Raw genomic sequence first — 24,926 nt, 5'->3', positions numbered from 1 at the left:
ATTTACTATTCCTACATCCCGGTCATTTATATTTTTAAAAGACAACAAGCTGCAATAATTTCGAACTGTCTGATCAAGATCAAAAGAACGCGTTCATAAATAAATTAAAACCAAAGAAAAATGAATTTGGATACGATTGATAAATTTAAAAAATATTTTGAAAGCTTACCACTTAGTGAAATATCACAGCTGGATGAATTCTATTCTGCTGATATTCAGTTCAAAGACCCGGTACGTTCGGTAAGAGGCATGGAAGGAATAAAAGTATATTATGAAATGTTTAATGCCAATCTGGTTCAGGGAAGTTACAAATTCACCCAGCAAAGTATTCTGCATGACAAGGCATATTTATCGTGGGAATTAGAACTCGAATTTAAAACACCAGCCAAACGCACCAAGGTCTCAGGAATTTCAGTTCTGCTGGTTGCCGACAAAATCATTTCCCACCGGAATTACTACGATGCCGGAGCACTTTACTACGAAAATTTACCGTTGGTCGGACCAGTCATCCGATTGGTTAAGAAACAAATTTGCAGATACTGCTAAGAAAATCCAGAAAACAATACAATTCAAAATCACTACACTTTAATAACCTTTTTCTACACTTTGGTTACTATATTTTTTTAGAAATAGAAACCCGATATAATTTTATTTCACTAAAATGACTACAATTAGCTGTTAAACAAATACTTACAATAGTAAAATTCTAAACATACCTTAATTATATACTTAAATGAATACCGTAGAAGAAAACAAAAGGCTAGCTGAAGAATGGCTCCGGTTAATCAGCGAATGTAAAGTTGAAGAGATTTGTGAGATGGTATCCCCGACCTGGAAAATGCATGGAGGGCCACCGGTAATGCCGGAAGGGCCTGATGGAATCCGTTATTTATTCGGCACCTTCTGATCACATTGACCAGAAATGGACTGTAAATGACATGATTGGGGAAGGTGAAAAAGTGGCAGTCCGGGCAACCAATTCGTGCATGCAGTCAAGTTTTTTGGGAATACCAGCTGCGGGTAAAAGACAAGAGTTTACATGCACTTTTATATTCCATTTTGTAGACGGAAAGATGGTAGAAACCTGGCGTAACGCAAACGATTTAGGACGAATGCTTCAAATTGGAGCACGTATACTTCCGCCGTTGGAATAAGAAAATATTAATGCATTTATTAGCCATCCAGAATAATCTGGCAAAGTCCGCCTAACCAACTGATATGCTGTATTCACTTAAAATATCAGATCCTGGATCGTGATATAAGCACGAAGTTGTGGAATACAGGCGGACATTGTCTTTTCAAGTTTAATGCTTAAACCAACAACGCCATGAAAAACTTACTCTTACTCCTCCCGCCAAACTGTTTATTGCTGATACTAAAACTACTAATGAACATACACGATCTCTGGGCTGATGTGGTTTGAAAAAGCAGAAATTAACACGTTGCGTTATATAATACAATTAAAGTTCAGGAAACGAATTTTAATTTCTTATAGAATGATTAAGTTTCTCAAGTCCCCCCACAACTACTTCAAATAAGATTTATTTCAATTCCAACATGGGACGATTGAGAGCAATTATGAAAATCGAGCAAACGCTTACAATTGCAATTTCAATTCCAACACGGTACGATTGAGAGTCGGATTTGCTTCGTCTGCTCAATACAAAGCATTTTATTTCAATTCCAACGCGGTACGATTGAGAGCGTTTGTCGAATCCGTGACAAACATAAATGTTACAAGATTTCAATTCCAACACGGTACGATTGAGAGTCGGATTTGCTTCGTCTGCTCAATACAAAGCATTTTATTTCAATTCCAACGCGGTACGATTGAGAGCGTTTGTCGAATCCGTGACAAACATAAATGTTACAAGATTTCAATTCCAACACGGTACGATTGAGAGAAAGCCAGAGAGCGAGGTTAACAATGTTCGAAAGAAATTTCAATTCCAACACGGAGCAGAATTAATAGAAGTTTTCCTGAATACAATTCAATCAGCCAGTATGGTACGTTTTTCACATCAGAAATTTGAAAACGATACACCTGTTACGTACGAACTGGAACCATATGTGGTAAAAGAGCACAGGAATCGCTGGTATGTGATCGGTCTTGCACGTAACCGCCAGGGAATCCGTTGTTTTGGACTGGATCGTATCCTGGCTGACTCTATTGAAATTACATCTGACCGTTATGAACCATCTGCTTTCGATGCAGATGCATATTTCAGCAAAGCATTAGGAATTGCAGTTTATGATGAGCCTGCTCAAAATGTGGTTATTTCCATGACACCTATGCGTGGACGTTACTTTCGTTCACAGCCATTTTTCCCGTTTAATCAGGAAGATATTCTGGCAGACGATGAAACCGAATTCAAATGCCGTCTTCACATGATCGTCAACAAAGAACTGATATATGAGCTTGCCCGTTTTGCCAATGAAATGAAGGTAATATCACCCGAATCGCTTAGAACAGACCTTTTACAACATTTAAAAGAGTCCGTAGCTTTTCAGAATTAAAGTAAAAGCAAATTAAAAAGCTAAAAAATATTAACGGATTGTCACATTGAATAACTATTTCGTGCGCAACAAGCTCTCGCTTCGGCGATCCGATTGAAAATGACATGATATGGGTCAGGCTGAGCGGATCGGACTGCCGAAGCAGTCGAAACCCAGGCAACCAAATTAGCACCATTGATAACCAGCATGTTACATATCAGTCAATGGCAGCGGAGTCGAAATGCAGGCTATATAGCTTAACATTCCGACTCCGCCCGATGTGATAAAATTACACCATTTAAAGCTTCACATGACAATGCACTGATCCGCCTCGTACTAAAATATAAACTTGGTACTCAAAAAATTCGAGCTGTCGTCGTGTACAATTTCATTGATCAGTTCTTTATTAGCGTCGTTCATTTTGAAGGCAACCAGAGAACGGATCGAAAATGAACGTATCGCATCTGGTACGGATAATGTTCCTTCTGCACTGTCTTTTTCTTCCGGTAAATGGAAAAACATCCGGCCCGCGCTGACATTGGCTGTTAATATTTACCCGGCTTACAATGTTTACAAGCGGGTCAATCATTGAAGCTACTTCATTGGCATCATCACTGAAAAGACTTACCTGCTGTCCGTGCGTGGCTTCTATCAGATATTCCAGTGTTTCTTCCAGATCATCAAATGGCACAACCGGAATAATCGGCCCGAATTGTTCTTCGTGGTATAACTTCATTTTACTGTTGACCGGATAAACCACTGCCGGATAAAAAAATGAAGCAACTGATTTTCCGCCGTTTTCATTCACTACTTCCGCGCCATTTGCCTTTGCATCTGCAATACATCCATTCAGGTATTCAATCTTGTTGGTTTCAGGAAGCGGAGTAAGCGAAACGCCTTTTTCCCAGGGCATGCCGAATTTCAATTCTGCAACGGCAGCACTGAACTGCTTCAAAAATTCATCGGCAATGCTGCGGTGCACCCACACGATTTTTAATGCTGTACAACGTTGTCCGTTGAATGATAATGAACCAGTAAGTATTTCTTTTACCGCCATACTTATATCCGCATTAGCCGTCACGATAGCCGCATTTTTAGCATCCAGCCCCAAAACAGCACGAAGACGGTTTACTTTCGGATGTTGCTTTTTCAGTTCATTGGCAACCTTACTGGAACCAATCAGGGTAAGAACATTAATCTTTCCCGATTGCATCAGGCCTGGAACAATCACATTTCCACGACCATAGATAACATTCACAACACCTTTTGGAAAACAACTCCTGAACGCTTCCTGCAAAGGATAGTGTAATAATGTACCGAATTTCGGAGGTTTGAAAAGAATTGTATTCCCCATGATCAGGGCAGGAATCAGGGTTGTAAAAGTTTCATTTAAGGGATAGTTAAATGGCCCCATACACAACACAACGCCCAATGACGAGCGGCGAACCTGGGCAGCAATCCCATCTACAATCTCAAATTTTGACGAATCGCGGTCCAGATTTTTGAGGGAATCAATAGTAGCATAAATGTATTCAACAGTCCGGTCAAATTCTTTGGCAGAATCTGCCAATGACTTCCCGATTTCCCACATGATCAGTTTGACAATGATCTCTTTCTGCTCGATCATTTTACCTGTAAACTGCTCCACACAATGAATCCGCTCGGCTACACCCATAATCGGCCATTCACCACGACCATTATCATAGGCCGTTACAGCGGCTTCCAAAGATTCCTGTGCTTCTTTTTCTGTACAAACCGGATAACTTCCAATCAGTACGCGTTCCAGGCCATTCGGTGTTTTTACGCAAACCGGAGAAAAAACTTCGCTGACCTGTCCGGTCCATGGCTTCATTTCACCATTGCTAAGGTATTCACGCTGATGTACTTGTGCGGGGAGTTTGAACTCAGAAGGAATGTCTTTTTCTTCTAAAAAAATGTTTTCTAACGCTGAACTGAAATCCATTATATCTAAATTTAAGTTATTTCGTACTAAGAATGAAGGGATAAATCATTGAAAATATCTGCACCCGATCACGTCTGCCTTATTACTTTAAAAGCATAATTTAAATCATTTTTTCGGATTAAACCGGCTTTTCCATACTGTTCATTACGGGAATAAGCAGTACGCTGTGAAAGTGTTTGTCATTCGCTGATATAATTCGCTGCACTTTGTTTTTCTGTATCCGCTTCCAGCGTGTTCCTTCTTGTCATTTTGAAAAAACGGGTAATCAGGAATATAGAAGCCAAAGTAAGTCCAACGATCAGTCCTACCCACATTCCAACAGCTCCCAGATTATAATGGAAGGCCAACACGTAGCCAAACGGAATAGCAACCACCCAATAAGCAATTCCAATCAGAATTGTAGGCACTTTTACGTCTTTTATTCCTCGTAATAATCCGGCGCTAATGGCTTGCGTACTGTCTGAAATTTGAAATACAGCTGCAAATAATAACAGCAAACCAGCCATTTCAAGCACCTGGGCATTATCATTGAACGCTTTGGGCAACTGATTACGAAATACACCAAAAGCAATGGCGCATATTATACCATAAATTAATGCCGTAAAAATTGTGCTTTTACCAATAATAAAGATCTTACTCCAGTTGTTTCCTCCAAAAGCATTACTAACCCGTATGGAACCCGCCTGTGCAAGCCCCATTGATACCATAAAAGTGAAAGAAGCACAGCTCAGTGCAATCTGGTGGGAAGCCTGGGCAACTGCTCCCAATGTACCAATAATAATTCCTGACACGGCAAATGCACCTGCCTCCATCCCTATCTGCAGACTGCTTGGAACGCCTATATGCAGCAGTTCACGCATGGTTTTACTCCTTAATTTCCATTGATTGCTGCTTACTGCAATATATTTACTGAATGTTTTGTGTTTCAAAATAATAGCTCCAAGCGCCAGAAACATTAATGAGCGCGTAATGAGCGTTGCCCAACCGGCTCCGGCTAGTTCCAGTCTAGGAAATCCCCAGTTGCCATAGATCAGCAGCCAGTTCAAGAGGATATTTAAGGGCATACCAGCCAAAGAAAGTGTCATGGCGGTTCTTGTATATTCCAGTCCGTCGGCGAACTGTTTGAGGGTCATAAACAGCAGCATAGGAATAATGGATAACCCCATTAGCTGCATAAACGGGATGGCAAGTGTTACAACTTCCGGATCCTGCCCCAGATGATATAAAATATCTTTTCCAAATACGAGCGTAAGGGAAATGACCAGGGCCGTAATTGCACAAAGAATAAATCCATTAAAGAAATAGTGAGAAACCAGTGGCGAATCCCGGCGTCCGTGTGCAAGGGAAACCATTTGAGAAACCGAAATAGTCATTCCGATACCAATTACAAAAGGAATGTTCATGGCATTCAGAACCAATGCTGCGGCTGCAAGTTGTTTATAACTGATTGCACCAACCATTGCACTGTCAATCAGGTGCAATGCCATTTGTGCAAGTTCACCAATAATGATAGGAAGTGCTAATCTGATGGTTTTTGATGCTTCGTCTTTCATGGAATATGTATTCGTAATCTTTTCAAAAAGCTGCAAAGTTAGGAAATTCAATGGGAAGAGTTTCACACAAAGCAGAGGAGTTGGGCACAGTGGGTGCAGAGTTTATTTAACGTAATTGAGAAACACGCTGCTCTATGTGCCTAACCGCGCGGGGTAAGCTTCCTTACTCAGTGTGAAACTCTTTTACTTGTTTATTAAGTAAAATGAACGTCTAAAATGGTTTCTATATATGTAAAATCATATTTTATATTATCGAACAAATATTACTCCTGACATAATGAATCTGAAGGCTAGGACACAAAACAGCGCATGGAACAATCTGAAGAGGAAGTGTATATGCCTCATGACCCCGATACTTTTTTTCAGTTTTTTAGAAGAAAATAAAATTTTTGCCCAAAGTGACGGAAAGTTAAAGGTAATCGGAAAAATTATTGATAGTCAAACCAGTACACCCCTTGGCTATGCCAGTATCAGATTGTTTAAAACCACCGACAGTTCATTCGTTGCCGGTGCAATAACAGATGAAACCGGAAGTTTTGTCGTGGATATTTCAGCTGGAAATTATTATGCGATGTCCGAATTTATTGGCTACAAACCTCATTTCTCCAATGGGCTGAAACTCAATGCCACTAATTCTCCACTGGAAATAGGGAGTATTAAGCTGGCTGCGTCTGCACGGAACCTGGAAGAAGTTACGATTCAGGCTGAGAAAAGTACAATGGAGTTATCGTTGGATAAAAAAATATTCAATGTTGGAAAAGATCTTGCTAATGCAGGTGGAACAGCCGTTGATATCCTGACAAACGTACCTTCCGTGGCAGTGGATGTAGAAGGAAATGTAAGCTTACGCGGAACAGGAAATGTACGGATTCTGATTGACGGAAAACCTTCCGGCCTGGTAAGTATCAAAGGTGGAAGCGGCCTGCAGCAATTACAGGGAAGTATGATCGAAAGGGTTGAGATTATCACTAATCCGTCGGCCCGGTATGAAGCGGAAGGTATGGGCGGAATTATTAATATTGTTTTGAAGAAAGAAAGGAAAGAAGGTTTTAATGGTTCATTTGATATTATTACGGGTTATCCAACCAATATCGGAGCAGCAGCAAATGTGAATTACCGCCGTAAAAATCTTAATTTTTTTATCAATTATACCATGTCGCACCGGAATACACCGGGTATTAATTATCTGTATCAGGAACTGTACCGGAACGATTCTACATTTATTTCGGAACGCGACATGCGTTCCAGTCTTAAGGGAATGGCAAATAGTGCGCGTGGAGGAATTGATTATTATTTTAATGACAAGAATGTCCTTACAGGCTCCTATACATGGAGAACAAGTAAAGGAAAGCGTTTTTCAACCTTGAAATACCGCGATTATATTTCAAGTATCAACAACCTTACCGGATTTACGAACCGGACACAGGATGAAACTGAAACCGAGCCGAATTCGGAATACGCACTGACTTACAAAAAAACATTTAAACGTAAAGGCCAGGAATTTACGGCAGATGCACGCTATCTGGACAACTGGGAAAATTCTGATCAGTACTATAATGAAAACATTTATAAACCGGACGGCAGCCCGGCTGCACCGTCTATTTTACAACGTGCTGTAAATTACGAAACGGAAAAACAGTTTCTTTTTCAAGCCGATTATGTGCATCCTTTTGGTAAGGACGGCAAACTGGAAGCTGGTTTAAGAAGCAGTACTCGTAATATGACCAACGATTATACGGTAACACAGCAAGACAACGACGGCGGATGGATCACTCTCCCAAACCTGACCAATGATTTTTTGTATAAAGAAAAAATTAATGCTGCTTACGGTATCATAGGAAGCAAATTCAGAAAACTTTCTTATCAGGCTGGTTTGCGTGCGGAATGGACTGGTGTAACGACCGAACTAAGAACTACTAAAGAAGTAAACGACAGGAACTATGCCAATTTGTTTCCCAGTGTGCATGTTACGTATGACCTGGCGAAGCAAAATGCATTACAGCTGAGTTTCAGCAGGCGTGTCCGGCGGCCGCAATACAATGATTTAAGCCCTTTTGCCACATACAGTGACAATAGAAATTATTGGAGTGGCAATCCTGATCTGAACCCTGAATTTACCAATGTTTTTGAGCTGGGCCATATCAGATATTTTGGCAAAGGCTCTATTACTTCTTCTGTTTATTACAGGCATACGGATGGAAAAATCACCAGTATCCGCCGTGTACAAGAAAATGGAAACTCGTACACAAGGCCCGAAAATCTGGGAACGGAAGACGCATACGGAGCCGAATTTACAAGTTCTTTTGTTCCGTACCAATGGTGGAAAATAGATGGCAGCGTAAATTTTTTCAGGGCAGTAACTGATGGAACGGGTGTTGATGCTGATTTCAAAAGTGATACATATAGTTGGTTTGTAAGGACTACGCAGCGTTTTACTCTTTGGAAAACCACTGACCTGCAATTACGTGGCAATTATGAAGCGCCTCAGCAAACACCGCAGGGACGACGCAAAGCACTTGCCACACTGGATCTCGCAGCAAGCAGGGATATCCTGAAAAATAACGGAACACTTACACTTAGTGTTATTGATGTTTTCAATTCACGCAAATACAGGTCTGTAACAGAAGGAGAAAATTTTTATGCATTAAACAGGTCTCAAGGCAGACGAAGACAAATCAATTTAACGTTAAATTATCGTCTGCATCAGGCAAAAAAGAAACCAAAAGAAGGAGCAGAAGGAGAATTCTAAATATGCAGCACGAACTTATTCTATGTATTCAGATAGAAATAAATCCAAAAGTTGTTCCAAAAGTATTAATTAATTTATACCTTGTTGATACATTCTGTAACGGTCTGCCCTTTGCTCTTTTGCGTCAAAATCGTGGTTTTTCTTTTAACGTTGTGTAAAAAGTGCTTTAATTTCAAGAACATGAATATTAAATCAAATAAGTCTATTTTTCTGGCCGATGACGATGCTGACGACTGTATGTTGTTTGAAGATGCTTTGAGAGAAGTTTGCACATCAACAGAATTAACTACTGCTAACGATGGTGTGGAACTGATTAATCTGATGGAATCTAATGTTCCTCCTGTTCCGGACATTATTATTCTGGATTTAAATATGCCACGTAAAAATGGATTTGAATGCCTGGATCTGATCAGAAAGACCAAGCAGTGGAAAGATATTCCGATTATTATTCTTTCTACAACCGGGCAAGAGGAAATGATTAAAAAAGTGTACGAACAAGGTGCGAGTTACTTTATTCAAAAACCTGGTTCGTTTATGAAACTGAAACAAGCCATAAGCCAGATTCTGGACATTGACTGGAATAATCACCACTGGAAACCTGCATTAAAACAATTTAATTATCAATACTGATATTAATTAAGGCGGATTATTCTAAAAAAATCTTTATTTACTATTACACTCCCGAAGCAGATACTTTTTAAAACAAGATCATTTCAGATAGGTCCATAGAATTTAAAATGTAATTGCAAGATTCCATTTTTCTGAAAAATAATTGAACGGTTTAGCTTCTGCTATACCGTTTTTTTTGTTTGAAGAAATTCGATAAATTAGTACACATATAGTTCTTAATGATAATCGACTTAAATCATGAACGAATTCAGCGAAAAACAGAAAATGACCCAATGGTGGATTTGGGCAATTTTAATCGGATTGGCTGGCTATTGGATCTGGGATCTGATCAGGCAGCTTTCAGGAATTAAGGCTTTGGACATTACCGGGTTGATTGTCGGCCTTTTTATAACCACAACGGTCATGCTGATTTTCTATTATTTAGAGCTTGAAACCTGTTATAATGAGGATGGGATAAGGATCAAATACTCCTTTCTGACTAATCAGCTTATCAAATGGGATAGTATTAAAAGTGCCGAAATAATTACATACAGTTTTGTCGGATACGGTGTGAGAGTCTCCCTTAAATACGGTATGGTGTATAATGCAAAAGGCAATAAAGGTTTGTTTATGGTAAAAAATAATTCAGAAAAACTGCTCATAGGAACTCAGCAACCCGAAAAGGTCACAGAAATTATAACAAAATACATGAAACAGGAAGGGAAATTGTAATTACTGAAAAAGATGTAAAATGTTAAAACACATATGATTGACAAACTGATACCCACAAATCAATGGCTGAGTGTAATATTAGTATCCGGAATTACGGGTACCGCCGTGATGACTTTGTGTATCTACGTTTTAAATCATGTCACAAAAAAGGTTATGAACGTGACTAAAATACTCGGAACCATGATCACCTGCGAAACAACAGACGACGGAAAGTTGTCAGATAGTAAACTTTCTGTTATAGCAGGTATCGCTGCCCATTATGCTATTGGTATTATGTTCGCATATGGCTATCACTTGCTTTGGAGCGCCGGTGTAGGAGCGCCCGGGATTTGGAATGGTTTGTTGCTTGGTTTTGTGAGTGGGATTTTTGCGGTTATTTTCTGGTTTACTTTCTTTGCCATTCATCCATTCCCGCCTCACATTGAGCTTAAATCCTATCTGCCAACACTATTTATTACACACTTTGTATTTGCTTCTGCAACCGTTGCCTGTTATATTTTTTTCTCCGATAAATTATTAACCTGAATTGTATACGTGCATTGATTGCGATAAACATTTGCTAATCAACAGTTTTATTTTTCTTAAATGTGATGGCAATTCCAACCAGAATAATCACACCTCCTATTATCATTTGCCAAGAAATGGTTTCATTAATAAAAATCCAGGCAATCAGTCCGGTCATAACAGATTGGCTAAGCAGGCTCAATGAAACACGTTTGGCATCCATTGCCTTTACTGCGTAATTAATGGCAAGCCAGCCTGCTAACTGACAAACCAATCCCTGTATTGCCAAAACACCCCATATTAAAGGTTCAAAATTCCATAATGGCTGATCCATAATCAAACAGATAATCAATAAATAAGCGCTTGAAACGGCCATGCTGTATGTCATAAAACTAACGACCTGCATGCGGTTGAGCACTGTTTTACTAAGGATCATATAAGTTGCATACAGCATTCCTGAAAGTACCGCCAGCATAAATCCCTTATCAAACTGCATTTGAATAAATGTATCAAAACCAATCAATACCACCATTCCCGAAATGGCGACAATTGTTCCCAGCCAAAATCGGAAGGTAGGTTTGTCTGGCAAAAAAAGGAATGTTCCTATTCCAACCCAGATCGGCGATAAATTGGTTAATAAGGTAGCTTGCGTAGCATTGGAATAATGAATTGACATATTCCATACTGCAATATCGCTGCCAAAAATAATACCGCAAAGTACAATGGGCAGCCATTCCCATTTTGAAGGGATTTCCAGTTTTTGAGTAAGCAATACGTAGGGCAAAAGAAAAATAAAGCCAATAAACATCCTGTAAAATGCCGAGGAAATCCCAGAAACCGGAGCCCATTTTACAAGGACTGGAAAAATACTTATACTTAAAACGCCTATAATTAGGCTGATACGCGGATTGATCATTGCAGAAGAGTTTCAATGCAAATATAAAGATTGCAATATCTTACCTTTCCATAAACAATTTAAAGCATTACGTATTTAATGAAAGAAATTGATAATTATTTCCTTCAAAAAGAAGAACCGGTAAGAAGTTGCCTTGCAGCATTGCGGTATCTAATTCTTCATCAACACAGCCATGTCAGAGAAGTATGGACTTATAAGATGCCCTTTTATTATTTCAAAAAAGAAAATGGAACTGAAAAACGGATTTGTTACCTGTGGATAAATAAAAAAACAAACGAGCCATATATTGGAATTGTTGATGGCAAAGATGTAATCCATCCCGATCTGGTTGCCGAAAAACGATCTCGAATGAAAATCATGCCGATTGATCCAAAAAAAGATTTGCCTGTCGAAAAGATCAAAGAAATTTTACGACAGGCAATGAATCTGGAGTGATGAGTTTGGAATTATGAGGTTAAAATAAAATTCACGCTAAAATCACGACTTTTAAAACGCTAAACTGTGAACACTAAAATTTTAACTCCTGACCGGTTTAGCTCTTTCGTATTGTACTGGCCATTGTATTGCCGTATCTAGCTCAGCAGCTGCGTGTAATGCTGCGTACGGATCTCTCAGAAATTCTCTTGCCATAAATATCAGGTCGGCGTCACCATTTTCCAGTATAGTTTCAGCCTGAGTTGCACTGGTAATCATTCCGACAGCTCCGGTTGGCATTCCGGTTTGCTTTTTGATTGCCGCGGCAAACGGAACCTGGTAAGAAGGCGCGACAGGAATGATAGCATTACCAACTAACCCGCCCGTCGATACGTCGATCAGGTCCACACCTTTTTCAATTAGAATAGCAGCAAGCTTTACGGACTGATTTTCATCCCATCCCCCTTCAACCCAGTCAGTCGCCGAAATGCGGACGAATAAAGGCAGATTTTCCGGCCAGACTATTTTTACCGCATCTATAACTTCCAGCAATAAACGAATCCGGTTTTCGAAACTTCCTCCGTATCCATCATTGCGTTTATTACTTAACGGGGATAAAAACTGATGTATCAGATAACCATGTGCGGCATGGATCTCGACTACTTTAAATCCTGCATTTAAAGCTCTGGAAGCTGCTGCGACAAAATCATCCACAAACTTTTCAATATCGGCTAAATCCATTTCTTTTGGAACACTATCTCTCTCACTGAACGGGATAGCAGAAGGAGCCAATGCCTGCCATCCTCCCTGATCCAAAGGCACTTGTCCTTTCCCCAGCCAGGATGTAAAAGTGCTGGCTTTGCGCCCGGCATGAGCCAGCTGAATCCCTGCTACCGCTCCCTGTGCCTCTATAAATTCCGTTATTTGTTTTAGTTTTTCAATGTGCCCATCCCGGTAAATCCCGAGATCCTGAGGAGATATACGGCCTTCCGGTGATACTGAAGCTGCCTCAGTAAAAACCAATCCGGCACCGCCAACTGCCCTGCTGCCAAGGTGTACCAGATGCCAGTCATTCGCGAAGCCATCGGTTGAAGAATACTGGCACATGGGAGAAACAACAATGCGGTTTTTTAATGTGATACTTTTAAATTGAACAGGAGAAAATAATCTGGAAGACATTCTGTAATAAATTGAGTAAAATGAAAAGGTTTGATTAAATGTGCATTTAACCAGCAAGCAGAAAATTGAACAAAATCAATGCCAACGCCTGATAAATTTTAATTATAGTGTATTATACTAAGTTCCGGCTATTAGCTCCCAATTACTTTCACCCTTCCCACTTCACCAGTTTGTAACCGTACTTTAATTCCATACGTGTGTTTGGGAGCACTTGTCAGAATATCTTTCACAATACCTTTTGTAAGTTTTCCGCTACGCTGATCTTGTTTTAAAACAATAGAAACTGCCAGTCCGGAAGTTATATTCCTGCGTTCAGTCCCAGATAATTCATTCATTTTTTCTTAGTTAGTAGATATTTTTTGTAAAATTTTAATTTCATCAATGGTAATCGTGCTGATCAGTTCAAACAAACCGTTGATCGTTTTCAGTTCTGACAATGCTTTTCTGGCAGGAGACTGAGCCGATTTTTCAATTCCCATTTCTTTAATTTCTTTTTTCCGTACGGTCAGCAATTCCACCAGTTTCTGATTTTGCGGCAACGATTCCCTTCCTATTTCTGCTGCCGAATTCTGCTTTCTATCCAGCACATCAGTCGCCACCTGAAACTGCTTGTCTATTTGCCGGATCATCATTTCAAATTCTGCATAAATCTGCGTTTGTACATTACTTTGGGCATAGGTAGAAAGTGACGCAATATAGGAAGTCATCATATGGCTTGTAGCCACAAACTGATGGTATTCTTCCATCTTTAACTGCTGTCGTTTTGGCTCAGATAACATTTTCTGAAAGTTGTCCGAAAGGTTTGCCAGGGCAATAATGGCATCTTTCCGGGTAACTTTCAATTCATTAATATCCAGATTTTTACCCGTAAACTTCGCGGCAACAATATCAAAATATTTACGGTTGGCATCCAACGCAACTTTGATATATTGATTGATCTGCGAATGTTCCCAAACCGGAAGTACATAAGATGAAATGAAATAAGCAATCACAGATCCAATCACGGTATCAATTACACGGTCCTGCAAAACGGCCGTGATATGCTGCGGATTAAGAAAATTAAACCACAAAAGCACATATAAAGTAATGCTGACTGAGGCTACAAAGTAATTAATCTTCAAAAATGAATAAGCGGATATCATTGCAAGCATCATTAATACAAACAAAACGGTTCCATCTTTGATCAGATATAAAATCAGAAACCCTGAAACGGCCCCGATTATTGTTCCCGCAATCCTGTGCAGATTACGTTGTTTGGTGATACTGAATGCTGGTTTCATGATGGTAACAATGGTCAGCAGAATCCAGTAACCATGTCCAAAACTAAAAAACAAAGACACCGTGTAACCAATCAGCAATGCCAGTGTAACTCTCAAAGAATGCCTGAAATGACTGGATTTTAAAGATAAATTATCAACCAATATCCTTGGATTATATTCTTGTTTAGGAATAAAATTATCAGCTTCAACATCCAGATTATAGTCTTTGCTCATCGAAGCATCATAAGTTGTTGCGCGATGCAGCTTTTTGATCCGCTCCGTAATATCCTGCAGACTGTTAAGTATCTGGCGCAGCATGATATAATCTTCCATGTTTTCATGGGTCATCCTATCCTGCCGCATTCGTTCAAACGCCGACTGGCATTTATTGAAAGCTTCATCCAGATCCCGTCTTGAACGGGACGGAAAACCACTTTGAACCGCAAGGCCAATTTGCTGTATCTCAGCTGCCATCCAGGATATATACGTTCCAAATAACCTCAAAACTTTTGTATCATCGAAGGCCCTGTGCAGGTTTGTGTAGTTCTGTTGTGAGTTGAGTATTCTTTCAAACAGGTCAATACTATCCAGAAACATCAGCATTAATATCCGGCTTTTATTCGTCGATTCTGTAACAAGCTCACGGGTTTTAAATATGATTTCCCTCAGATTATCCTGGTTCTCCCGAAGTATAACCTGTTGATGGATCATTTGATTAAAGAGTTCGTCATAATCCGGTTTGGCAAAATAATAACCGGCCTTGATCGAAAGCAATTTTCCCAGCTCTACAAAATTTTCACCCAAAAGCTGTTGTATAAGCAAATAAGGGCGTAAAGTCTGTATAACCGAAAACAAAATCAAATACCAAACGCCACCCGCGCAGAAGATCAGTGCATTACGCAAAATGGCATCACCGCTCATGTGGTCGTCAATATTGAAAACAAATACGAGCAGGGAAATCAATCCTATACTATTAGCACGGTTGCCATAGACACCGATCAACGAGAAAAATATGCCAAAAACCAGTATTTCGGCAAAGACAATGAAGTGAATATGACGAAGATACCCCGTAATACAGGCTACCAAAAAACACATGAGAATGGCAATGACCAGCGCATTTCTGCGGCGGTGAAAAGGGCCGGGATTATCCGTGCTGCCAATAAGCAAAGTGCCCAGTGGAAAAGCTATATAACTGCTTAAAAGACCATAGTGCTGTAAAATAAGGCTCGGAATAACCGCTCCCAAAGTAAGCCTGACTCCGGTAGAAAGATAATGGCTGGATATAAATTTCTTAAATTCGTCGAGGTAGTTCATGAAAAGCGTGTTGATAGCTGCGCAATACTACCAATTTTAACTTTTATGTGACACAAAAGCTTGTATTATTATTTACAGATTACACAGAGGTACAAAGAGAAAAGGAGAGAGCCACGGAGAAAGATTAAATTCTCTGTGGCTCTCTTTTTTCCCTATACAGCTTTGTGTAACCTACCAATTAATCGTTGATCGTTGTTTTTAACGTTACTTCAACGTTTCCGCGGGTTGCATTCGAATACGGACATACCTGATGTGCTTTTGCTACGAGCTCTTCGGCAACAGATTGCTCAACACCGGGTATATTGGCTTCCAGTGTAATGACCAATCCAAATCCTTCGGTATCATTTTTACCAATTCCTACGTGAGCAGTCACAGTAGTGGTTCCTGTTTTTATTTTTGTTGCCCTGATCACATGAGAAAGTGCGCTATCAAAACAAGCCGAATATCCCGCGGCAAAAAGCTGTTCAGGATTGGTATAAGCACCGCCTGAACCACCCATTTCCTTAGGTGTACGTACTTCCAGCTCCAAAACCCCGTCTGATGAATTTACTTTCCCATTTCTTCCGCCTGTTGCTGTTGCATGGGCAGTATACAATGCTTCAATCATAATTGATACTTTGAAATATTATTATAGACTATTGATAAAAACAGGTTTAGCTGTAAATAAAAAAAGAGCTGCAACCGAAGCTGCAACTCTTTTATCAGTAAATAAATTCAATTAAGCTTCTGAGCTGATTTTCAAAATTGCTTTATCAATAAAGTAAAGACCTGTACCTTCCTCACCTATTACATCGAAAAGTTCAATAGCGCGACGAGCATTATCTTCTTCTTCAACTTGTTCGTTTACAAACCATTGGATAAAGTTTTCAGTACCGTAATCCTCTTCTCTGCGGCTTTGTGTAACAATGCGGTTAATCGATTGGGTTACGCTGATTTCACTTTGTAAAGCTGCTTCGAAAACACTTCTGAAAGACGCAAATTCTTGTCTAACAGGTGCAATTTCAGGTGAAACAGCTGTTCCGCCAACAGTCATGATATAGTTGAATATTTTAAGCATATGTGCACGCTCTTCTTCTGATTGTTTCATGAAGTAAGCAGCACTGTTTTTGAATCCGTTGCGGTCACACCACGAAGCCATGGCCAGATATTTTGAAGAAGCTTCTGCTTCCATTTTAACCTGGTTGTTCAATAATATTTCTATTTCTTCTTTTAAAGAAGTGCGTTGTCTAAGTAGATCTTTCATGATTAATTAATGATTATGCTTCGTATTAATAAGCACAAATATCCCGCGAAAGTTCAGGATTAACAACTAAATAACACTAAACGTTGAAATTTGGAATTGGTCTAATATGAAGGGTATGAGCTATTTAGACTAGTTCTGATTCTTGATAAAGAAGCTCATGTAATAGTGAATTCAGCTCGATGGCAAAGTGGGTACCATTCACAAGTTCACGTAACTGAATCAGCTCACAAAGGGTAAGTTTTTGGTAGATGTTAAGCTGGGGTGCTTCAACAAACTCATAATCAGATTCATCTGAAAGATCAAAAATCCTGCTGTGTATATCAATCTTATTAATGAAGCGGCGGAAACCAAGAAAGTCCTGAATTCGGAATGAAGCCTGCATCTCACCAAAATTGACAACAATTCTTGAACTTTTATCGCACTGAAAACTGAAACCTTTGGAGGTACTGAACAATTCATTCGTATTATTCACTGCAAGCCTGTGTTTGGAATGTGGAAATTGTTCCGCAAAGATAGGGGCTAGCTTTTTTTCAAACAAGTTTATTTAAAAGCATTCTAATTATATTTTAATTAAAAAAGTAAAAAAACAAATTATGATTTTTAAAATATCAAAAATAAAGGCTCACCAGTTTGGCAAGCCTTTATTCTATCAATTAGCTATTCACTTATTTCTGGGCACCTTCTCCTCCGCCCATTACATCGGTATTATTTACCGATTTGGTTTTCTTTTTGGTTTCGAAGCTCATTTTACCAATTGAATAACTGAATGTAACTTTGAAATTACGGTTATAAAGCTGGGTAGCAGTAGTTTGGTTGAATTGTGCCGAATTAAGGTCAGAAGTAAAACGAACACCTTTTGTCATGAAATTTTCAGCCGCAAAGCCAATGCTTCCTTTTTTGTTGGTAAAATCCTTTTTGAAACCCAGTGAGTACATGTAAAATCCGGTGCGGGATCCTTGTAACTGCACTTCTTTTCCACGATAAAAAGCAAATGCCTGCAAACCCCAGCCCTGCCTCAAACTTAACTGCGACATAACACGCCCACCATAGTTCCAGCCTGAATTATTAACCTGAACCGAAAGTCCTTCTGCATCCGTTGTCTGTCCTTCCATATAAGAATGCAACATGTCCACACTTCCGTTTAAAGTCCATTTAGGAGTCAGATAAACATTGGCAAATACATTGAAACCATAAGCCTGCTGCTTTCCAATATTTTCATACGTGGTAACAATAGCACCTGCCAGCGTATCCACAGCCGTACGAACCTGGGTAATAGAATTGTTTGTCTGACGGGCAAAAGCGGAAACATTCAGATACGTTTTCTTGATATTAGTACTTAATCCAACTTCAAAATTATCTGTTAATTCCGGGCTCAATGCAGGATTTCCTGTGCTGATACTTTGCGGATTGGAAAGATTGACATTCGGGTTCAGCTGCTGAATTCCCGGGCGCTGGATCCTTCTGTTATATGCAGCTTTCACCGTTGTACTTCCACTCAGACTCTTGGAAACATTAATACTTGGTACCAGATTGCCATAACTTGGGATCGAAATTTTTCCTTCTTCACCCAGATCAGCTTTGATATCTGTAAATTCATATCTCGTTCCCACTTTAAAAGTGTATTTGTTTTTTGTTGTCAAACTATATGAAACATAGCCCGCACCAACATTCTGGCTATAATTCAGTGATCCTGACGGATTGTTAACATTTAGGATAAAGTCTCCTGTTTCTGCTGCGATCAGATATTTATAGTCACTGTTTACTGTCCGGAAGATTCCTTTGGCACCAAATTCAAGCATTTGGTTTTTCCTGATCGGTGTCTGGTAATCAGTTTGAAAAGTAAGTTCCGAATTGTAATTTTGGTTTTCATTTTTCTGGCGGCCAGTCAATGAACCACTTTCACTTAGCAGATCCGTATTGAAATTATTTGTCAGGCCGGTTCTGCTATATAAAGTTGAGATGCTCCACTCCTGCTGTGGTTTGAATGTTTTTATATAATCGACATTCACATCCACTGTTCCCGAAAGATCCTTCCGATCTACTTTGCGCATTGAAGTAGCATCCAGTGTACTATTTTCAAACTGGTTAATTGTCAGATCCTGTTTCTGGATAAAATTTCTTGTTCCGTAACGAACCCCGGCTGAAAGTGCCTGATTTTTTCCCAGATCATAATCCCATCCCAATGAATATTGCCCGAACACACCACGGTCCTTCGCCTTAGAAGTCTGATTGGTAAGAAATGAATCGGTTCCTGAAAACGTAGTCTGGTTAAGTGTAGATTCTGCTTTGTTATAGAACGCACGGCCAAAACCGCCCAAAGTAAAACCCATTTTTCCTTTTCTGTAACTTCCGTTCAACCCCAGATTGGAACCACGATTACCAACACCTGAATCAATATTAAGAGTAAGTCCCTGCAAATTATTTTTCTTGGTGATGATGTTGATAATCCCGCCCGAACCTTCTGCATCATATTTGGCCGAAGGCGAAGTTATTACTTCCACTGATTTGATCATATCAGCCGGAATTTGCTTCAATGCATCCGCCACGTTACTGGCTATGATCGTAGAAGGTTTATTATTGATCAAAATCTTGATATTGGCGCTTCCCCTCAGCGATACATTTCCATCCAGATCCACCGAAAGCATTGGCACTTTACGAAGCAGGTCAGAAGCGTCACCGCCTTTCGAAGTAATGTCTTTTTCAGCATTGTAAACCAGGCGGTCCACTTTTTCTTCCACTAATGATTTTTCTCCTGTAATCGTCACCTCAGCCAGATTTTGTACACTGCCCGATAATGTAACTGCACCCAGGTCAATGTCTTTTCCCTTTTCTACCTTAATATTATTGACTGTTTTGTCTTTAAAACCAATGAAGGAAATTAACAGCTTGTAATTTCCGGGAGCAACCTTGGTAATTGCAAACTTCCCTGTTTCATCTGCGGTAGTCCCATCAATTGCTTTATTATCGGCAACATTGAATAATGCAATACTGGCGAACTCAACTCCTTTGGAACCTACCGAATCAACTACTGAACCGGATATTTTAGAATTTCCCTTTGGAGTATTTTCAAGCGTTGATAATCCGCCGGGAGCCGCGGCTCCGGTTGCAGCGGCTCCCGGAGTCTGTGCGTTGACGTAATTGATCTGATTCAAGAGAAGGCAAATCAATGCGATTACCTTCAGGGCTGATGTAGCTGATTTTTTCATGATACAAAGAACTACTATCCCGACCACTTTAATTTTGCTAATAGACCAGTCAGGCATTTTCATCTGCCAAATGCCACTTTTTCCAGCTTTGTTATGTCCTATTTCTTAAACTTTCGTCATTTACCGAACAATTGGCTGGTACAATTTTGTTAGCTGTTAAGCAACGCAAATATTTTTAGAGAAAACAGCTCATTTGTAGTTACTTTGGAGAAATTCTTCACTCCTTTTTACTTGCCCATAAAACTCATTTTTATTTATGAATGACATTGCCATTGATTTCAGTAAGGTTTTTCAGATTCAGGTTTTTGGAATAACTATTTTGGAACCTTCCACTGTGATCACCAGTCTCATGATGACAGTTGTCTGTATTTATGCATTTTTTCATCTTAACAAACTGGGAAGAGCGCATCGTATGTATACCCAAATCCAGTATTTTTTCCTTTTTATGGGAATTGCTACGGCAATCGGCGGTGTTTTGGGACATGGATTTTTATATGTGACCGGCATGCGCGGAAAAATACCCGGCTGGTTTGCAAGTATGATCGCCGTGGCACTATTTGAACGTGCGGCGATATGGCATATCAAACCATTATTGGCAGAAAGAAGTGGTAAATTTCTGGGCTGGCTTAATTATGTCGAACTGGCGATCTTCTTCGTGCTAACCTTCATTACACTCAACTTTGTCGTTGTGGAAATTCACGCATTTTACGGATTATTCCTTATGCTTTTCTTCATCGAATTGTATGTGTATAAAAAGAAAAAGGATCCCGGCAGCAAATACATTTTTATAGCTACTTTAATGGGAGCCGTTTCGGCAGGTTTTCACGCCTTAAAATTCAGTTTCGGGCCTTGGTTCAACTATAATGATATCAGTCACATCAGCATGGGATTATCTATCTGGTACTATTATCAGGGAGCACGGCATATGGTTTTCTATGGTGCTGAAAGAGAGAAAATAGAAGAAATCAAACAGGAAATGGATGTGGAGTGAAGGGAGTGTCAGATTACACAGAAAACCACAGGGCTAAAAGAGAGCCACGGAGATTCTTATAGAACTCTAATCCTATAATTTTTCATAAAAAAGCCTCATAATCATATTCTGATCATGAGGCTTTTTTATGAAAAATTACACTTTTAAATATAATATTTACTTGTTAGGCTGCGGAGTATAGCGCAAATATGGCTTTACGATATTCAGGCCTTTTGTAAATTTCTTTTCAGCATCTTCTGTACTTACCGCAAGGAACAACAATCACGTCTTCGCCATCTTTCCAATCGGCAGGAGTAGCAACAGAATAATTTGCAGTCAGTTGTAATGAATCAATGACACGGATAATTTCGTTAAAATTACGTCCAGTTGAAGCCGGATAAGTCAGAGTCAGTTTAATTTTTTTGTCGGGCCCGATAATAAAAACGGAACGAACTGTTGATTTCTCACTTGCATTCGGATGGATCATATCGTACAATTCCGCCACTTTACGATTTTCGTCGGCAATGATCGGGAAATTTACAACTGTATCATTGACCTCATTGATATCCGGAATCCAACGGTTGTGCGACTCAAGATCATCAACACTTATAGCCAAAACCTTAACGTTACGTTTCTCAAATTCTCCTTTTAAAAGCGCTGTTTTTCCCAATTCGGTAGTACAAACGGGTGTAAAATCAGAAGGATGTGAAAAAAACAATCCCCAGCTAGTGCCAAGCCATTCGTGAAATTTAATAGGTCCCTGAGTTGTATTTGCCTCAAAATCGGGGGCAATATCTCCTAATCGAAGTGACATAATTATGTAATTTTAAATAAAACATTTAATCTATTAAACTTGTAGACTTCAACGCAAATTTAAAAAATTAGTTTCATAAAAATCGAAATTTTTAAATATATATACGCAAAATCGAAAGTATAATTTTGCAAATTTTTAGTCCATACAAAATCAATATTATCCATCTTTTAATTTTATTTTAAGCTGCGTTTAATTGCGTTTTAATTGAAAATATGGTCATTTGAATATTATTGGGAAATTGATATCCGTGAAATGCGGATTATAAATAAAGAAATTGTACTACACTTTATCCACCACAAAATTTTATACACTTTTCAGTATCTTAATTTTAATAATGGAATCAGGAATTGAAATAAGTTTAAAACCTTTTACCAAAAAACTTAAAATAGAATTAGCTTCATTAACAGTACTTAGCCTGATCATTTACAGGCCATTCTTCATAATTTTATAGTTAACCTGTTCATTTAAGTTAATCAGAAACCATCTCATAGTTTAAAATGGGATGGTTTTTTGTGTGGAAGAAAGGGTTCAGCCATGGTAAAAGAGTCGGGTGCAGAGTTTGCAAAGAAAGAAAACTCCGCATTCTGTGTACTCAAACTTTGCGCTCTCTGCTTGAAACCTTTAAATTTGATGTTTAGCAAACTTAGCTTATGAACCTGAACACGCCGGTATATTTAGACAATAATGCTACTACGCCTATGGACCCGCGGGTTCTGGAAGAAATGTTGCCTTACTTTCTTAATAAATTCGGAAATGCTGCGAGCCGCACACACGCATTCGGCTGGGAGGCAGAAGAAGCCGTGGAAATTGCAAGAGAAAATATAGCTGACCTGATCGGTGCAAATCCAAAAGAAATTGTATTTACTTCAGGCGCAACCGAAGCAAATAATCTGGCTATAAAGGGGGTTTTTGAGAATAATTTTTTAGAGAGAAACCATATTATTACAGTTGAAACAGAGCATAAAGCTGTGTTGGATACGTGCCGGCATATAGAAAAACTGGGCGGGAATATTACTTATCTGCCCGTAGACAGTAATGGGCTGATCAATTTATCAGATCTGGAAAATGCGATTACGGACCAAACTGTCCTGATTGCTGTCATGTATGCGAACAATGAAACCGGAGCGATCCAGCCTATCCCTGAAATAAGCGTTATTGCTAAAAAGTATGGAATTCTTTTTTTTACAGATGCAACACAGGCAGTTGGCAAAATCCCGGTTGATGTGCATGCTGACGGAATTGATCTGATGTCTTTCAGTGCACATAAATTATATGGCCCCAAAGGAATTGGAGCACTTTTTGTAAGAAAAAATAACCCTGCGATCAATTTAACTGCACAGATTGATGGCGGCGGACACGAACGAAATATGCGCAGCGGCACTCTGAATGTCCCCGGAATCGTTGGTTTGGGAAAAGCCTGCGAACTATGCCTGGAAGAATTAAATTCAGAAGAGAAAAAACTAACCGAACTGCGTAATTATTTTGAAACGGAATTGTTAAAACTAAATGGTGTTATAATCAATAGTAAAGCAATTCCACGCCTGCCGCACTGTACCAATATTTCCTTCAGTGATATTGACGGAGACAAAATGATTCTGGAAGCGGGCAGCCAGATTGCTTTTTCCAGAAGTTCGGCATGTACCTCAGCGACAATGGAGCCAAGTCATGTATTGAAAGCAATGGGGTTTTCAGACGAGAATATCCACAATTCTTTTCGTTTTAGTTTTGGAAGATTTACCACCAGGGAAGAAGTTGATTATGCTATTCAGGTAATTGATAAAATTGTAAAAGAACATCGTAGTGAAAGAAATTACGGACATCATCAAATCGTATGAACTGGCTTTATTAGCCGGGAAAAGAATGGCATTGGCAACTGTCGTTCACGTTGAAGGTTCTTCGTATCGCAGACCGGGAGCACGGATGCTGGTAACTGATGACGGACAACTTACAGGGGCCATCAGCGGTGGCTGCCTGGAAGGTGATGCATTGCGCAAAGCGTTACTGGCCATTTCACAGCAGAAAAACAAACTGGTCACATACGATACAACAGATGAAAGCGATACAACACTAGGCGTTCAGCTTGGTTGTAACGGCATCGTTCATATCCTGTTTGAACCGATACATTCTGAACAGGTAAATCATCCGATTGAATTATTAAAAAGGATTTTAGAAAAAAGGCAGAATGCAGTGTTAGTCACGTTGTTTTCCCTTCATTCCAGAACAGGTAATCAGCCGGGAACCTGTTTTTTGCATTTGGATCAGGAAAATATCAGCATAATACAAAATGAAAATTTCACTTATTCGGACTCGCTGGTATTAGAAGCAGATCATGCAAAAAATATCCAGGATTCTTTTTTCAGGGAATATATCATTAACGGACAGAAACTCACCGGATTCGTAGAATTCCTAAAAACGCCTCCCTCTTTGGTTATTGCGGGAGCCGGAAACGACACTATTCCTTTGATGGAAATGGCACATTTGCTGGGCTGGAATATTACAGTTGTTGATGGCCGCACCGGACACGCTACAAAACAGCGTTTCCCCAAAGCTACCCAGGTATTGATAGCCCGATCCAGTGAAGTATTGGCACATATAGAAACTGATGCTCAAACATTTTTTGTATTAATGACCCATAATTACAACTACGATCTGGCTCTTTTAAAACAGCTGATAGAGCTTGATAATTGTATTTATATCGGCACATTAGGCCCAAAAAAGAAACTGGAACGGATGTTTGACGACCTGAAGGCAGACGGAGTTACAGTAACTGACGAACAGAAATCAAAAATATTCGGTCCGACTGGTTTAGATATCGGTGCAGAAACTTCCGAGGAAATTGCCTTATCGGTATTGGCAGAAATAAAGGCAGTCATGAATGGAAGAAAAGGTACATTGTTACGTGAAAAGACCGAACCCATACACAACCGTTCCGGTCAAAGTGTAGATTATGTGAAGCCGGGTAAAGAAGATTTTTTGTGTGCAGTCAGCACCGTTCAATCCTGAAA

General features: G+C 39.5%; 21 protein-coding genes and 2 pseudogenes. 12 read left to right on the top strand and 11 right to left on the bottom strand.

Annotated features, from left to right (window positions below; translation table 11 throughout):
• Positions 1-120: 120 nt before the first annotated feature.
• From KZC02_RS22895 to KZC02_RS22880, 4 genes are all read left to right on the top strand, one after another.
• Positions 121-546, top strand: coding sequence for a nuclear transport factor 2 family protein (locus KZC02_RS22895; protein WP_221390806.1), 426 nt, complete (start codon positions 121-123; stop codon positions 544-546).
• 187 nt (positions 547-733) lie between these two features.
• Entirely contained in the window at positions 734-907 is a 174-nt protein-coding gene (locus KZC02_RS22890; RefSeq protein WP_221390805.1) for a hypothetical protein, read from the top strand.
• A complete protein-coding gene (locus KZC02_RS22885) occupies positions 876-1,154 on the top strand; it encodes an ester cyclase (protein ID WP_221390804.1) in 279 nt (92 codons plus the stop codon). The genes KZC02_RS22890 and KZC02_RS22885 overlap by 32 nt, the downstream gene beginning before the upstream one ends.
• 577 nt (positions 1,155-1,731) lie before the next feature.
• Positions 1,732-2,517 (top strand): helix-turn-helix transcriptional regulator, encoded by a 786-nt coding sequence (locus tag KZC02_RS22880; protein ID WP_409014217.1) that lies wholly within the window; start codon positions 1,732-1,734, stop codon positions 2,515-2,517.
• A gap of 315 nt (positions 2,518-2,832) precedes the next feature.
• Here the strand turns inward: KZC02_RS22880 and KZC02_RS22875 are convergent.
• Both KZC02_RS22875 and KZC02_RS22870 read right to left on the bottom strand, forming a co-directional pair.
• Positions 2,833-4,459 (bottom strand): annotated as a pseudogene (locus KZC02_RS22875) (NADP-dependent glyceraldehyde-3-phosphate dehydrogenase).
• A 179-nt stretch (positions 4,460-4,638) separates the two neighbouring features.
• A complete protein-coding gene (locus KZC02_RS22870; RefSeq protein ID WP_221390802.1) occupies positions 4,639-6,012 on the bottom strand; it encodes an MATE family efflux transporter in 1,374 nt (457 codons plus the stop codon).
• A gap of 343 nt (positions 6,013-6,355) precedes the next feature.
• Here KZC02_RS22870 and KZC02_RS22865 point away from each other — a divergent pair, with 343 nt between their 5' ends.
• The 4 genes from KZC02_RS22865 (at position 6,356) to KZC02_RS22850 (ending at position 10,627) form a co-directional block, all read left to right on the top strand.
• Complete coding sequence (locus KZC02_RS22865; protein WP_221395154.1) at positions 6,356-8,761, top strand: outer membrane beta-barrel family protein; 2,406 nt, start codon at positions 6,356-6,358, stop codon at positions 8,759-8,761.
• Between the two features lie 180 nt (positions 8,762-8,941).
• The gene (locus KZC02_RS22860; RefSeq protein ID WP_221390801.1) at positions 8,942-9,391 is read left to right on the top strand and encodes a response regulator; all 450 of its coding nucleotides are present in this window, start codon (positions 8,942-8,944) and stop codon (positions 9,389-9,391) included.
• Positions 9,392-9,628: 237 nt separating this feature from the next.
• Positions 9,629-10,102 (top strand): hypothetical protein, encoded by a 474-nt coding sequence (locus tag KZC02_RS22855; protein WP_221390800.1) that lies wholly within the window; start codon positions 9,629-9,631, stop codon positions 10,100-10,102.
• Between the two features lie 33 nt (positions 10,103-10,135).
• Positions 10,136-10,627, top strand: a complete 492-nt coding sequence (locus KZC02_RS22850; RefSeq protein WP_221390799.1) for a hypothetical protein — start codon at positions 10,136-10,138, stop codon at positions 10,625-10,627.
• Positions 10,628-10,661: 34 nt separating this feature from the next.
• On the opposite strand, the gene KZC02_RS22845 is transcribed toward KZC02_RS22850, so the two are convergent.
• Positions 10,662-11,522 carry a DMT family transporter gene (locus KZC02_RS22845; RefSeq protein ID WP_221390798.1) on the bottom strand — a complete coding sequence of 287 codons (861 nt, stop codon included), beginning with the start codon at positions 11,520-11,522 and terminating at the stop codon, positions 10,662-10,664.
• Between the two features lie 78 nt (positions 11,523-11,600).
• Between KZC02_RS22845 and KZC02_RS22840 the strand changes: the two genes are divergently transcribed.
• On the top strand, positions 11,601-11,957 hold the full coding sequence (locus KZC02_RS22840; protein ID WP_221390797.1) for a DUF1801 domain-containing protein: 357 nt from the start codon (positions 11,601-11,603) through the stop codon (positions 11,955-11,957).
• An 81-nt stretch (positions 11,958-12,038) separates the two neighbouring features.
• Here the strand turns inward: KZC02_RS22840 and namA are convergent, their stop codons facing one another.
• The 7 genes from namA to KZC02_RS22805 form a co-directional block, all read right to left on the bottom strand.
• On the bottom strand, positions 12,039-13,115 hold the full coding sequence (gene namA / locus KZC02_RS22835) for an NADPH dehydrogenase NamA (RefSeq protein WP_221390796.1): 1,077 nt from the start codon (positions 13,113-13,115) through the stop codon (positions 12,039-12,041).
• Between the two features lie 131 nt (positions 13,116-13,246).
• Entirely contained in the window at positions 13,247-13,450 is a 204-nt protein-coding gene (locus KZC02_RS22830) for a YwbE family protein (RefSeq protein WP_221390795.1), read from the bottom strand.
• Between the two features lie 6 nt (positions 13,451-13,456).
• Positions 13,457-15,688 carry an FUSC family membrane protein gene (locus KZC02_RS22825; protein ID WP_221390794.1) on the bottom strand — a complete coding sequence of 744 codons (2,232 nt, stop codon included), beginning with the start codon at positions 15,686-15,688 and terminating at the stop codon, positions 13,457-13,459.
• A 178-nt stretch (positions 15,689-15,866) separates the two neighbouring features.
• On the bottom strand, positions 15,867-16,295 hold the full coding sequence (locus KZC02_RS22820) for an organic hydroperoxide resistance protein (RefSeq protein WP_221390793.1): 429 nt from the start codon (positions 16,293-16,295) through the stop codon (positions 15,867-15,869).
• Between the two features lie 111 nt (positions 16,296-16,406).
• The gene (locus KZC02_RS22815) at positions 16,407-16,931 is read right to left on the bottom strand and encodes a ferritin (protein WP_221390792.1); all 525 of its coding nucleotides are present in this window, start codon (positions 16,929-16,931) and stop codon (positions 16,407-16,409) included.
• A 124-nt stretch (positions 16,932-17,055) separates the two neighbouring features.
• A complete protein-coding gene (locus tag KZC02_RS22810; RefSeq protein WP_229253738.1) occupies positions 17,056-17,469 on the bottom strand; it encodes a hypothetical protein in 414 nt (137 codons plus the stop codon).
• Positions 17,470-17,596: 127 nt separating this feature from the next.
• Positions 17,597-20,137 (bottom strand): outer membrane beta-barrel family protein, encoded by a 2,541-nt coding sequence (locus KZC02_RS22805; protein WP_221390791.1) that lies wholly within the window; start codon positions 20,135-20,137, stop codon positions 17,597-17,599.
• Positions 20,138-20,393: 256 nt separating this feature from the next.
• Here KZC02_RS22805 and KZC02_RS22800 point away from each other — a divergent pair, with 256 nt between their 5' ends.
• Positions 20,394-21,128 (top strand): DUF6962 family protein, encoded by a 735-nt coding sequence (locus KZC02_RS22800; RefSeq protein WP_221390790.1) that lies wholly within the window; start codon positions 20,394-20,396, stop codon positions 21,126-21,128.
• Positions 21,129-21,284: 156 nt separating this feature from the next.
• Here KZC02_RS22800 and KZC02_RS22795 read toward each other — a convergent pair.
• Positions 21,285-21,921 (bottom strand): annotated as a pseudogene (locus KZC02_RS22795) (peroxiredoxin).
• A 656-nt stretch (positions 21,922-22,577) separates the two neighbouring features.
• Here KZC02_RS22795 and KZC02_RS22790 point away from each other — a divergent pair.
• Positions 22,578-23,756, top strand: a complete 1,179-nt coding sequence (locus tag KZC02_RS22790; protein ID WP_221395152.1) for a cysteine desulfurase family protein — start codon at positions 22,578-22,580, stop codon at positions 23,754-23,756.
• Positions 23,722-24,924 (top strand): XdhC family protein, encoded by a 1,203-nt coding sequence (locus KZC02_RS22785; protein WP_221390789.1) that lies wholly within the window; start codon positions 23,722-23,724, stop codon positions 24,922-24,924. The genes KZC02_RS22790 and KZC02_RS22785 overlap by 35 nt, the downstream gene beginning before the upstream one ends.
• Positions 24,925-24,926: the final 2 nt, after the last annotated feature.

This window comes from Dyadobacter sp. NIV53, assembly GCF_019711195.1.
In the GTDB taxonomy this organism is placed as follows: Bacteria; Bacteroidota; Bacteroidia; order Cytophagales; family Spirosomataceae; genus Dyadobacter.
This window is presented reverse-complemented; position numbering and strand designations above follow the sequence as displayed.

Coding starts and splice junctions, on each gene's coding strand:
- KZC02_RS22880 (WP_409014217.1), top strand. CDS start 1,732: ATGTTACAAGATTTCAATTCCAACACGGTACGATTGAGAGTCGGATTT.
- KZC02_RS22860 (WP_221390801.1), top strand. CDS start 8,942: ATGAATATTAAATCAAATAAGTCTATTTTTCTGGCCGATGACGATGCT.
- KZC02_RS22840 (WP_221390797.1), top strand. CDS start 11,601: ATGAAAGAAATTGATAATTATTTCCTTCAAAAAGAAGAACCGGTAAGA.
- KZC02_RS22890 (WP_221390805.1), top strand. CDS start 734: ATGAATACCGTAGAAGAAAACAAAAGGCTAGCTGAAGAATGGCTCCGG.
- KZC02_RS22885 (WP_221390804.1), top strand. CDS start 876: ATGGAATCCGTTATTTATTCGGCACCTTCTGATCACATTGACCAGAAA.
- KZC02_RS22830 (WP_221390795.1), bottom strand. CDS start 13,450: ATGAATGAATTATCTGGGACTGAACGCAGGAATATAACTTCCGGACTG.
- KZC02_RS22815 (WP_221390792.1), bottom strand. CDS start 16,931: ATGAAAGATCTACTTAGACAACGCACTTCTTTAAAAGAAGAAATAGAA.
- KZC02_RS22825 (WP_221390794.1), bottom strand. CDS start 15,688: ATGAACTACCTCGACGAATTTAAGAAATTTATATCCAGCCATTATCTT.
- KZC02_RS22850 (WP_221390799.1), top strand. CDS start 10,136: ATGATTGACAAACTGATACCCACAAATCAATGGCTGAGTGTAATATTA.
- KZC02_RS22855 (WP_221390800.1), top strand. CDS start 9,629: ATGAACGAATTCAGCGAAAAACAGAAAATGACCCAATGGTGGATTTGG.
- KZC02_RS22800 (WP_221390790.1), top strand. CDS start 20,394: ATGAATGACATTGCCATTGATTTCAGTAAGGTTTTTCAGATTCAGGTT.
- KZC02_RS22805 (WP_221390791.1), bottom strand. CDS start 20,137: ATGAAAAAATCAGCTACATCAGCCCTGAAGGTAATCGCATTGATTTGC.
- KZC02_RS22865 (WP_221395154.1), top strand. CDS start 6,356: ATGACCCCGATACTTTTTTTCAGTTTTTTAGAAGAAAATAAAATTTTT.
- KZC02_RS22820 (WP_221390793.1), bottom strand. CDS start 16,295: ATGATTGAAGCATTGTATACTGCCCATGCAACAGCAACAGGCGGAAGA.
- KZC02_RS22870 (WP_221390802.1), bottom strand. CDS start 6,012: ATGAAAGACGAAGCATCAAAAACCATCAGATTAGCACTTCCTATCATT.
- KZC02_RS22845 (WP_221390798.1), bottom strand. CDS start 11,522: ATGATCAATCCGCGTATCAGCCTAATTATAGGCGTTTTAAGTATAAGT.
- namA (WP_221390796.1), bottom strand. CDS start 13,115: ATGTCTTCCAGATTATTTTCTCCTGTTCAATTTAAAAGTATCACATTA.
- KZC02_RS22895 (WP_221390806.1), top strand. CDS start 121: ATGAATTTGGATACGATTGATAAATTTAAAAAATATTTTGAAAGCTTA.